This is a genomic window from Candidatus Alistipes pullistercoris, assembly GCF_027665465.1.
Lineage (GTDB): Bacteria > Bacteroidota > Bacteroidia > Bacteroidales > Rikenellaceae > Alistipes_A > Alistipes_A hominis.
Genome location: NZ_JAQDED010000001.1, coordinates 56,276 through 68,327 on the forward strand (window position 1 = coordinate 56,276; position 12,052 = coordinate 68,327).

Here is a 12,052-nt window from a genome sequence, read left to right on the forward strand (position 1 = left end):
CTATGGCAGTTAAAAAAAACGCGGCAAAACAACCGGAAGTCAAGGGCATGAGCGACACGAAGCGGTGGATCTACGGATTCGCCTTGCTGTTTTTCGCGCTGTTCCTGGCGGTATCGGTGCTGTCGTTCTTCTTTTTCTGGAAGGACGACCAGTCGGTAACGGACTGGACCCATGTATTCATGTCTTCCAAAGAAACCGTCAACGAAGCTCGGGTGCAAAACTGGGGCGGGAAACTCGGAGCCGTCCTGGCCAAAACCGTCGTAGCGGACGGATTCGGGCTGTTCGGGCTGTGCATTCCGGCCGTGCTGATCATCTTTTCGCTGCGGATCATGCGGTTCCGACCGGCGATGCTGCGTAAATCGGTGCGGCTGACGCTGATCCTGATGATCCTCGGGTCGCTGACGCTCGGATTCCTTTTCCGGGGCAATTGGGAAGTGTTCGGCACCGGACTGGGCGGACGGCACGGCATTTCGATCGCCGAATGGCTGGTATCGGTGATCGGAACGATCGGAACCGGGTTGTTGTTGTTGTTGTCGATCGTTCTGTATGCCATCTACATCAACCGCAACACCATCTCGATGATCAACCGCGTCGGCAAAGGGATCGTCGACAACGGGCGTAAAGTCGGCGAAGCCGTATCAACGACCGCGGCCGGCATCCTCAGCCACGAAGCCAAACAGACCGACGACGCGAAACCGGAAACCAAAAGCAAAAAAGGGAAAAAAGAGATCGACGACGACGATCCGTTCATCGTGCGTTCGGCCGACGACGATCCCCCGCTCTATCCGGGCGAGTTGATCGACGACAACGGATTTACGATCGTCGACCGTTCCGGAGCGCCGGCTCTGCCGGAAGAAGAACCCCGACCGGCGCGCACCGGGAAAGTCGAAGTGGACGACGCAGGGTTCGTCATCACGGACATGAACGCCAAAACGGCGCCACCGCCGCCGGAAAAAGACGAAGACGGATTCGTTATCCAGTATGCCAGCGGGGATGAAGCCGAAGAAACGCCCGCTCCCGCGACCGGCAAAACGGACATCGGAACGGATACCTATACGTATCCCGAACCGCCGGTTTCGGCAACGGAGACCGCCTGCCCGCCGGCTCAGGAAACGCAGCAGTTCCAATCCGCTCCCGCATATACCGCCGAGACCCCCGAGACTTCCGGCGCCGAGGCGAAAGACGACGCGTTCGTCGCGGCCGTTCCGGACGGGCTCGATATCGAGGAACGACGCGATCTGACGGTCGAACGGCTGCCGGGAGACGAAAGCCTCAGCGACGAGGAGATCGAAAGCGCGCTGTACGACCCGACGCTCGACCTATCGTCGTACCAGCGCCCGCCGATCGAACTGCTCGAAGACCACAGCGTCGAAGTCAGCGTAACGAGCGAAGAGATCGTCGAAAACAAAAACCGGATCAAAGAAACGCTCGAAAATTTCGGGATCAAGATCGACAAGATCAAAGCGACGGTCGGGCCGACGGTCACGCTGTATGAGATCGTACAGGCTCCCGGCGTTCGTATTTCGAAAATCAAGAACCTCGAGGACGATATCGCGCAGAGTCTCGCCGCGCTCGGCATCCGGATCATCGCGCCGATCCCGGGCAAGGGAACGATCGGCATCGAAGTGCCGAACAAAGACAAGAAGATCGTCTCGATGTACTCGATCATCAAATCGGTGAAGTTCCAGGAATCGGACTACGACATCCCGGTGGTGCTCGGCAAAACGATTCAGGACGAAACGTTCGTCATCGACCTGGCCAAAATGCCGCACCTGCTGGTAGCCGGCGCGACCGGACAGGGCAAATCGGTCGGATTGAACGCGATCATCACGTCGCTGCTGTACAAGAAACATCCGTCGGAACTGAAGCTGGTGCTGGTCGATCCGAAGAAGGTGGAACTGACGCTCTATTCGAAGCTGGAACGTCATTTCCTGGCGAAAATGCCCGGCGAAGAGGACGCGATCATCACCGATACGCACAAGGTGATCTATACGCTCAATTCGCTCTGCATCGAGATGGACGCCCGTTACAACCTGCTGCGGGCCGCCGAGGTGCGTAAGATCACCGAATACAACGACAAATTCATCCACCGAAAGCTGAACCCGAACAAGGGACACCGCTTCCTGCCCTACATCGTCGTAATCATCGACGAGTTCGCCGACCTGATCATGACCGCCGGGCGCGAAATCGAAACGCCGATCGCCCGGATCGCGCAGTTGGCGCGGGCCGTCGGCATCCACCTGGTGATCGCCACGCAGCGACCGACGACCAACATCATCACCGGCGTAATCAAAGCCAACTTCCCGGCGCGGATCGCTTTCCGGGTCACGTCGATGGTCGATTCGCGGACGATCATCGACCAGCCGGGAGCCAACCAACTGATCGGGCGCGGAGACATGCTGGTTTCGACCGGCAACGACCTGATACGCGTACAATGCGCGTTCGTCGATACGCCCGAGATCGAACGGATCACCGAATTCATCGCCGGACAGCGCGGATACGTAGGCGCTTACGAACTGCCGGAATACACGCCGGAAGGAGGCGGAGACACAGGAGCCGCAGGCAGCAAACCGAACGACCTGTCGCAACTGGACGCGATGTTCGAAGACGTCGCCCGTTTCGTGGTACAGAACCAGCAGGGGTCCACCTCGTCGATCCAGCGGCGTTTCTCAATCGGATACAACCGCGCCGGCCGACTGATGGATCAACTCGAAATGGCCGGCATCGTCGGCAAAGCCGAAGGCAGCAAACCGCGCGAAGTACTGATCCAGGACATTCTGTCGCTGGAACATATTTTCAAGTCGCTCGATAATTTTTAATCGCAGAAACGCGTTTTTACAAAAGAGCAACGGAACCGACCGATTCCGTTGCTTTCGAAGAGAGTTCAAACCTGATTTTTCCGTTATGAAACCACACGACCGATCCAGCCTGCTCCGCAGAATCATCCTGCCGCTGCTGCTCGTTTTCACGCTCACCACGGCACATGCCGACGAGAAATCCGCGAAACTGATCCGCACGCTGTCCGACAAGATCGCTTCCGGCAAAGCGTACGAAATACTCTTTACGGCCAGCATGGAGAACGAGTTCAGCGACGTAGCCGGACGGATCGTCGTCAGCGGCGACCGCTATTACGTCCATGTAAACGATTACGAACTGTTCTGCGACGGCAAGCTGCTATACACCTACAACAGCAACGAAGACGAGGTGACGATCGAAAAGCCCGACCCGAACGACCATTCGCTCCTGTCGAACCCTTCCCGTTTTTTCAAGATGGACGAACAGGATTTCGATAACGCCTATAAAGGAAGCGTCGCGGTCGGCGGACGAACGGCGGAACGGGTGGAACTGACGCCGAGAACCAAGGGCGCAGGCTACCGGTCGATCCGATTGCTACTCGATCCGCAAAGCGGACTGCCCGTCGGTATCGATTACGATACGGACGGCGCTGGTACCGTCGAAATCAAAATCAGCAAGATCACGCCCGACATCGCTGTCGCGCCCGATCAATTTACATTCGACAAAAAGAAATACAAGGACGTCGAAATAATCGACTTCAGATAATTTACCCGACCGGATCGAGATATTCCAACTGCCACCGGAGTTCTTCGGCGACCTGTTGCGGCAGGCTTTCCGCAGCCGCTCCGTAAACGGCGATCCGGTCTTCCACCATTCGACGCATCGACGGGCCGGTACGGGCCAACTGCCGTAAGGCCGTCACAATCCCGCGCACGACGGCGGGGCTGTCGATTTCCCGAAAAACGAGCTGGTCGATCCGGTCGAAAAACGCCTGTCTCATCGTCTGTTCCATCTCCGGACGCACCGTCGAAGCGGCCGTCAGCAAACCGGCGTAACGCAACAACGGCTTCGGGGAGTCGAGCCACTCAAGCGCAACCCGCTCCGCGCCGGGCGCCTTGCGGAACAGATTATACACCACCTGCTCGACCAATTCGGTATTCGCGAACCCGTCCGCCCACAACCGCATCTGATCCGGCGTAACTTGCTGCGGATCGTCGACGAAAGCGGCAGCCAATTTCAACTCGCGCACCTGCTGACGGTATAAAAGCATCGCCAGGGAGTGCGACGTACCGTACTCCCCGGCAATGCTTCGGATCGTCGGAACCGAAACCCCGTAATTCAACGGATAATTCAGTCCCCTGCGTTGCATCGCTTCCGCCACAGCGCCGTTCATCTCTTTTTTCAGGCGTCCCAACAAGCGGATCATCAATGCGGTATCGTTCATTCGGGAACCCTATTTAACGGCCGTAACCGGCACCTGTACCACCACCCCGAACTGATAGATCGGCATCCGTGCCTGGGCGATCTGACGGTTCCCATCGGTCAGCCGGCAGTTCACCATATCGGCTATGCGGTAAAAGACTCCGCCCTTGATCTCCTTGTTCCGGTTCGCCAGCGGAGAGGCCTCGGCCTTTTTCTCAGGGGTCATTTCCAGCGTGATCGGACGGCCCGAAAGGTCGTTGTCGGGCAACAGACCCGCCGTATCGGAGAAGCGGCATACGACCAAAGTATTTTCGTCTTTCGACGGAAGCGCATTGTATTCCCTCGCGACCGTCTGTCGGTACTGTTTACCGAGGAACAAAGCCAAATATTCCTGTTCCAGGCGGCTGATCTCGTCCAGAGCCGCCTTCAAACCGCCGCCGAACACATTCTCGCCGGCTTCACCGGTCACCAGATCGAGCCGATGCCGGCGCAACGAAAAGATCATGTTAGCCGCATCCGCCGCCATCGATTCGGCGCTTTTCTCGACCGTGCTCTGCTTGTCGATCGGCACCTTCAGAAAAGCGGTATCGCATTCGACATAGGAAATCACATCCGGGCCGGCGCCCCGCATCCGGACTCCCTTACGTATCGGGCCGGCGATGCCGGCCGGTTCCACGCCGTCCAGCGGGGCCGCAACGAATCCTTCGGGAGTCGGATCGTAAATCCGCACCGGACTTTTGTCCGGATTGTCCAGCGCGTACACTTCCGCCGGATCGGCCTCCTGAACGCCGCAAAGCGTCGCACTCTTGATCGTATAGATATCCTTATCGGCCAGCGGAGCGATCACGCCGAGGTATTTCTGAGCGAACCGGGCATACGGGCCGACGCGCACGCTCTCTTTTTCCGCAACGACACGCACTTTGACCACCGTGCGCGGCAGCGCATAAGCCACCGAGTTGGGATTCGTCATCTGATCCGCCTTATAAGCTTTAACCTGTGCCGAAGCCCCCGTTACCAGGGCGCACAACGCACCTAAAACCAACACTTTTTTCATAATCTATCGTTTTTAATTCGCTATTCTCGCCGAAACGGTACGAACAAAAATACACTATATTTCGAAAAACGCTCACATTTTCAGATAAAAATCTCCGGTCAGCGCCCGGTACCGGTCCGTATAACCCGTTCCGCCTTCCGGCGCAATCGCCAGCACTTCCGTTTCGACGCCCCCCCGGAATGTCCGGAATTCGATCAGCATCCGTTTCGGCACCGTCCCCGGCACCGGGCAAACGGCAAGCGTCCGTGCCGGAAACAGGCCGTATCGGGCCGCCTGCCCGGTAAACGCATCCGCTCCGTCCGCCGGCAGCACGACGCTCAGGCATCCCTTTTCGGTCAACAGCCCGGCCGCTCCGGCCAGCAATTCCGGATGGGGCAGCGAATCGGTATGCCGCGCCCGGGTACGTCCCGGATCGGGACACTTCAGCGAACCGACGAAATAAGGCGGATTGGAGACTATCCGATCGTATTTCCGCGTAGCGTGCCCGCAAAAGGACACGAAAGACTCACCGAAAAGAGCCAGGCGTTCCGCCCAGGGCGACCCGGCGAAATTTTCCGCGGCATCCGCACAACTGCCGGCATCGATTTCGACGGCGTCGATCCGCGCCGACGGATTCCGCTGGGCCGCCATCAGCGCGATCACGCCGGTACCGGTGCCCACATCCAGCATCCGCGCGCCGTCTCCGCCCGGATCGAACCAGGCGCCGAGCAACACTCCGTCGGTTCCGACCCGCATCGCAGCGCGGCGCTGCCACACCGTAAACCGTTTGAAAGAGAAGTAATCGTTTGCCATAACCCTACGGAAAAGGGGAAGAAAACCGCTTTCCTTCCCCCTCCGTCCGTTCTTATATCGTCCTATTTTTTGACATACTGCGTCACATCGACCAGACCGGTCTGTCCGAGATACTGCCTTATATTTCCGCGAACGACGATTTTTTTTCGGTATATGGCCTCATTGTCCACCAGGTTCAGCTTATCCCGGATCGTTCCTTCGGGCAATTCGACGGCCACGACCCGCGAAGCGTCGTCCGGAGTACGGATATCGGACAGCAGGATATTGGTTTTGACCTTGACCGTATCGGAATAGACGGCTCCCGTCTCGACGCTGGCGCCGTCAACCGCACCGACCACGTAACCCGTGATCCACACGTCATCCTCGTCCTTGGTCAGCGCTTTCACCCCTTTGATGCTGTACGGATGGTAGGCCGTACCGTCCCCATTGGGCGGAATCACCATAATCGTAAACATCAGCGGCGTATAGGGATTGATCCAGGTCTCGTTCTCGGGACTCTGCAACGTGGAACCGTAACCGTAGGCCGACGTAAAGACGGTCTGCGCCGTTTCCCCGAATTTCATCCCGACGATCGCATGGTAGAAACCCTTCACATAGGTCGTATCCGTTCCGCCGGTATTCACGGTGATCGAATCGTAACGGTTCGAAGAGCTGTAAATATTATACTTTCTGGCCGTATCCTCTATATTCGTATCGAAAACGAAACCGTCCATAAAACGTCCCACGTAATACACGCTGACCGTCGTATCCGCTTTTACGGTAGCCGTATCCTTGCCCAAACTCAACGTCCGGCGGTAAATGTTGGCCCTCACCGTATCTTCGATCGTCTTGCCCCATTCGTTATAAGCGAAATCCTGCACCAACTCGTTTTCGGCAATCACCGGATCGGCGACAATTTCGAGCAGTTCCATATCCATAATGATCGGCGTGCTCCCGGGAACGGAAGCGACCTGGCCTTCGTAGCCCGAACCGAACGACGTCCCCGAAGTCCCGTACGCCAATCCGTAAGGAATATAGGCACGGACGACGTCCCCCGCATTCATCTCGCCGAGCGCGTACAACATGCCGCTCGGCACGGAACCGTTATCGCTCTTAAACTGGAAATATTCGGGCACGTAATGCGTATAATATTGAAAAGTGCCCTGCAACTGCGCCGTAGCGCTGTCGCGCGTAACGAATATATTTCCCGTATTGAGGATCCGCCCCGTATAGTTTACCCGTATCCAGTTGCCTTCCTGCGGATGCCTGATCACGTTACCGGGCAAGGAATCCAGCTTTTTAGTATAAATACCCGTCGACTGTTTGACGGCTCCGTCGCCGTAATATTTCATCCATTCCTCGAAGGCGAGCTGTTGCCTGCCCCCCAAATCGTCGGAAGGCTGTTTCGCGCAGGAAGCGACCGACACGGCAACGATAAAAACAGACAGGATCGCCCGAATAACTTTTATCATGGTTTCACTACTTTTTTAATTTTTACCGCCCACACGACCGGCTGATCGGGATTCACGACTCCCATGTTCTCGGTTCCGTAAACCAGGTCGGAAGTCATGAACAGCAACAGCGAATCGTTCTGACGGCTATTCACCAGGCCGTATTCGAGACCTTTGACGAGCGAAGCGCTGCCCAGCTTGATCCGCCGCGTCGAGAAGTCCCAGTACTCCGGATTGAGCACCTCCAGGTCCTTCGCAGGAATCCACTCTTTCACGTTGGTGTAGTAGAGCGCGCCGATCGACGAAGAAAACAAGTAGGCGGCGAAATCGAAACTGACCGAATCGCCGTATTCGACCGGCACCTCCCGGTCATACCCCTCCCGATCCGCATTAGCCACATACCGGTAAACGCCGTTGGGCGTCGTATAGGAAAAATCCATCCTCGAAAGATAACTCTCGAAAGAAGTACGCTGCTTATCGAGGTAGGTCTCGTCGTCCTTACACCCGCCGAAAGCAGCCGCCAGAACCAATATGTACAAAATTCGTTTCACTGCCGCAACTCTAACCGGTTACAAATCTACGACTAATTTCCTCCAAAAACAACACGCCCCTCCCGCTATTATATCAAACTGCGTCCGGCCCGAAATATTGCCCGTTGGCGGAAATCTTTTGCAAAAAAACCGGACGCCGCCTATTTTTTCATCACGAAATACTTCTGCGCTTTCAACAAGTTCCGGCTCTGGAGCACCATCGTCTTGGTTTCGTTGATGATGGTCAGGTAGAGGATGCTGCTGCGCGTGGTCGAGGCTTTCGCCTTCACGCGCTTAATCTGGCTCTTGATCGCCGCAGCGAGCGTATCGAACAGTTCGTCGCGCATCCGCAGGATTTCGTCCAACTCCTCGAAATGGCTGGTTCGCAGCATTTCGTTGATATGCAGATAAATCCGGCTTACCTGATTGTTGACCCGTTTGAGATCTTCCAACTGATCGACGCGGAATCCCTCGTGGTTGTTATTGATATGGTCGAAACTCGGCCGGGTGATATGCACCAGCGCCTTGGCTACCTCGTCGAGGTAGTCGGCGATCTGCACGTAATAATGCCCCGTTTCGACATAGTTCTCCTGCAACTCGAGCAGCGTCGGCAGCACTTCGTGTTTCCGTTCGTGCGCGACCTGATAGAGCGCCTCCGATTCGCGAACCATGTTTTTGAGCAGCTTACGGTCTTCGTTGAACAAACCGATCAGCGTCTGGTTGTAGATCGTCGTCACCTTGTTCATCATTTCGGTAATCTCCCGCACGCTGCGATCCACGATCGAACTTTCGTCGGTAACGGCCTTATGTTCGGCCTGCTTTTCGGCTTCGCGTTTCAACTTCCGGTTATGCGCCTTCGTACTCCGGATCATCAGATAACAGCACAGCACGCTGAGTCCAGCCACGGCGAACACCCCGCCCCACATCAGCAAAACGGCAACGGCAAAAGAGACCGTGAAGGCCACCAATGCCGTAAAGAACCATCCGGCAATCACGGTCAACACCCCGGTAATCCGGTACACGGCACTCTCCCGCCCCCAGGCCCGGTCGGAAAGCGAACTACCCATCGCCACCATAAAGGTCACGTAAGTAGTCGAAAGCGGCAGTTGCAACGACGTAGCCATCGAGATCAGCAGCGAGGCGACCGTCAGGTTCACCGTCGCCCGGATCAGATCGAAAGGCGCTTTGTCCTTGGCATTGGCGACCGGGACGAAACGGCTCGCGATGAAACGCTGAATCCGCTCGGGCGTATATTTCTCGTAATTCTTATTGCAGTTGATCGTGGCGCGGACGATCGCCCGCGACGCAGAGGTCGAACCGAAACGCTCTACGCCTACATCCTGGCGCGCCAGATTGATCTCGGTGTCGGAAACGCTCTGGGCCTTTTTCGAGAACCACAGCGTAACGACCATGACCGCTCCCGAAAGGAACAGGATCAGCAGGTTGGCGACGACCGGATCGTTCAATCCGCCCATCAGCATATTCGTATCCCCGGTCGTCCGGACGATGTCGTAAGCGTCGACTCCGGCGACAAACACCCCGATGAAGTTCACCAGGTCGTTGCCGGCGAAAGCGAGCGCCAGCGAAAACGTGCCCGCCAGCACGGTGATCCGCAGGATATTCACCTTCAGCATACTGAGAATCGACATAATCAAGCTCCAGCCGACCAGCAGCCCGCCGAGCATCATCGGTATATGCCCTTCCATCCAGCTCATCCAGTCGGCGGGAATGACCTGCGTCCCTTTCAACCCTTTGAAAACGGCGAAATACGAAATAGCCGTCAGAGCGATCCCGCACCAGACGGCTCCGTACGACTTCAGTTTCGACTGGTAACGGAACGAAAAGATCAGCCGCGTGATGTACATCACGACCGTACCGCAAACAAAAGCGATTACCACCGAAATCAGGATTCCGCCGATAATCGCCATCGCATTGCCCGTATTGATCATGTCGGCCATCGTGGCCAGCGAACCGTCGGGCAGCGTCACCAGCGCATCGTTCGCTATTTTGAAGATACTGATCCCTACGGCGGCTCCCAGCAGCCCGAACACCAGCGACACGGTAGTAGAAGTAGGCATTCCCAGCGTATTGAAAATATCCAGCAGGATCACGTTGGTGAACATCACCGCCAGGAACAGCAGCATGACCTCGGCGAATGTAAACATCTCCGGATGGAAAACGCCGCTGCGGGCGACTTCCATCATCCCGTTCGAAGTGATGGCTCCGACGATGATTCCGACCGAAGCCACCGTCATGATCACATAACGGGGTGCGGCCTTGGAACCCAGGGCCGAATTTAGAAAATTCACCGCATCGTTAGCGACTCCCACAACCAGTCCCGAGACTGCCAGAGCAAGCATAATGATGACGATGATCAGGTATAAATCCATATGATAGTATGTTTATTCGATTTTCATGTAACAGCGCCGGGGCTTTCTGCCGAAAACCCTAAAAAACAAACCATTACTGTCAGAAAGCATAGACATATGCCACGAATTTGGCAACAAAAATAGAATAATTTGCCGGATTGCCGTAATTTTCCGTAAAAAAAATCGATCCGGCCGCAAAAACGGAACGATCTTTCCGTCGCCGCGTTCCGCGTCCCGCGGCCGGCGTCACAAACGCTTCAACGCAAGCCGCACCAGTTCCTCGACCGAAGCCGCCGGAGATTCCTGCTGAATAGCCCGCAACGCCTTCTCGGTCGCCTGCCGCGTAAATCCGAGCATCGTCAGCGCGGCCACCGCCTCGGAGAAAGTCTCCCCCGCCGCACCCTGCACCGGAACGTAAGTCGCGGCAGCGCTGCCCGCGCCGATCTTATCCCGCAATTCCACGATGATTTTCTGCGCGGTTTTCAGACCGAGTCCCTTGACGGTCTTCAGCACGTCGGCCTGTCCGGTCGCGACGATCGTGCAGACCTCCTCGGCCGTAAACGAAGAGAGGATCATCCGGGCCGTATTGCCCCCGACTCCCGAAACGCCGATCAACGACCGGAAAATATCGCGTTCGGCGCGGCTGAAAAAGCCGTAAAGCACCTGCGCGTCCTCACGCACCGCAAAATGGGTATACAGTTTCACCTCTGTCCGGGAACCGATCTGCGAAAAAGTCTGCAACGAGATATTCAAAAAATACCCGACGCCCGCAGCTTCCACGACGACCGACGCCGGAGTCAGCGTCTCGATCCGACCCGTGATGTATTCATACATAATACGCTACCATATTTACCTGCAAAAATAAGCAAATGAAAAGAAATAATTAATATATTTGCGCAATAATCGGCGGAAAAACACGCTCTGTCAAACGGATTCGAACAGGTACGGAAAATCCGCAAGCACGAAACAAAACCGAATTTTATAAAACACATTTTTAAAATCTGACATGAAAAAGATCCTGTTAATTCTCGCTGCGGTCGCCCTGACGACTGTAGGCTGCAACAAAAACCAAGCCCCGGCCGGCGGCGAAACGAAACCTGCCGCAGAAACCACGGAAAGCGACGCTGCAGCAGCGGCATCGAGCGGGACCATCGCTTACTTCAACGTCGATTCGCTGATCAGCAAGTACGACATGTACCTCGACCTGCGCGCCGAATACGAAGCCAAAGCCAAAAAAGCGGATGCGGAACTCACCTCGAAAGGGCGCAGCCTCGAATCCGACCTGAAAGATTACCAGAACAAGATCGACAAAGGGCTGGTCACCCGTTCGGAAGCGATGACCATGCAGGAAAATCTGGAGAAAAAACAGCAGTCGTTCGTTCAGCACCGCGACAAAGTGATGAACGAATTGGCCGAACAGGAACAGGTCATGCTGAACAAAATCCACTACAACATCACCGAATACCTGAAGGAATTCAACAGCGACTACCGTTTCAAAATCATTCTCAGCACGACTTCGGGCGGCCCGGTCATGAACGCCGACCCGTCGCTGGACATCACGCAAATCGTTCTGGAAGGACTGAACAAAAAATACGCCGCGGAAGGCAAAACCAACAAAAACAGCGAAAAACTGTCGCTCGACAAATAAACCGTTTCCTT

10 protein-coding genes are annotated in these 12,052 nt (G+C 56.0%); 3 read left to right on the forward strand and 7 right to left on the reverse strand.

From position 1 onward, the window contains the following. Nucleotides 1–2 precede the first annotated feature (2 nt). Complete coding sequence (locus PGR91_RS00260; protein WP_101571443.1) at nt 3–2,819, forward strand: FtsK/SpoIIIE family DNA translocase; 2,817 nt, start codon at nt 3–5, stop codon at nt 2,817–2,819. Nucleotides 2,820–2,904: 85 nt separating this feature from the next. Beyond that, nucleotides 2,905–3,561 (forward strand): LolA family protein, encoded by a 657-nt coding sequence (locus PGR91_RS00265; protein WP_118657102.1) that lies wholly within the window; start codon nt 2,905–2,907, stop codon nt 3,559–3,561. Between the two features lies 1 nt (nt 3,562). Here the strand turns inward: PGR91_RS00265 and PGR91_RS00270 are convergent, their stop codons facing one another. The 7 genes from PGR91_RS00270 to ruvA all read right to left on the reverse strand — a co-directional run bounded on the left by PGR91_RS00270 (nt 3,563) and on the right by ruvA (nt 11,227). After that, complete coding sequence (locus PGR91_RS00270) at nt 3,563–4,240, reverse strand: DNA alkylation repair protein (RefSeq protein ID WP_118657100.1); 678 nt, start codon at nt 4,238–4,240, stop codon at nt 3,563–3,565. A 9-nt stretch (nt 4,241–4,249) separates the two neighbouring features. Next, nucleotides 4,250–5,272 carry a DUF4831 family protein gene (locus PGR91_RS00275; protein ID WP_101571449.1) on the reverse strand — a complete coding sequence of 341 codons (1,023 nt, stop codon included), beginning with the start codon at nt 5,270–5,272 and terminating at the stop codon, nt 4,250–4,252. 72 nt (nt 5,273–5,344) lie between these two features. Further along, nucleotides 5,345–6,064, reverse strand: coding sequence for a tRNA1(Val) (adenine(37)-N6)-methyltransferase (locus PGR91_RS00280; protein ID WP_118457727.1), 720 nt, complete (start codon nt 6,062–6,064; stop codon nt 5,345–5,347). A 62-nt stretch (nt 6,065–6,126) separates the two neighbouring features. Next, entirely contained in the window at nt 6,127–7,515 is a 1,389-nt protein-coding gene (locus PGR91_RS00285) for a DUF6359 domain-containing protein (protein WP_101571451.1), read from the reverse strand. Beyond that, on the reverse strand, nt 7,512–8,033 hold the full coding sequence (locus PGR91_RS00290) for an FKBP-type peptidyl-prolyl cis-trans isomerase (protein WP_118457731.1): 522 nt from the start codon (nt 8,031–8,033) through the stop codon (nt 7,512–7,514). The genes PGR91_RS00285 and PGR91_RS00290 overlap by 4 nt, the downstream gene beginning before the upstream one ends. 152 nt (nt 8,034–8,185) lie before the next feature. Next, nucleotides 8,186–10,414 (reverse strand): inorganic phosphate transporter, encoded by a 2,229-nt coding sequence (locus PGR91_RS00295; RefSeq protein WP_118657098.1) that lies wholly within the window; start codon nt 10,412–10,414, stop codon nt 8,186–8,188. A gap of 225 nt (nt 10,415–10,639) precedes the next feature. Further along, entirely contained in the window at nt 10,640–11,227 is a 588-nt protein-coding gene (gene ruvA, locus PGR91_RS00300) for a Holliday junction branch migration protein RuvA (protein ID WP_118657096.1), read from the reverse strand. A 172-nt stretch (nt 11,228–11,399) separates the two neighbouring features. Here ruvA and PGR91_RS00305 point away from each other — a divergent pair, with 172 nt between their 5' ends. Continuing rightward, nucleotides 11,400–12,041 (forward strand): OmpH family outer membrane protein, encoded by a 642-nt coding sequence (locus PGR91_RS00305; RefSeq protein ID WP_055202209.1) that lies wholly within the window; start codon nt 11,400–11,402, stop codon nt 12,039–12,041. Nucleotides 12,042–12,052: the final 11 nt, after the last annotated feature.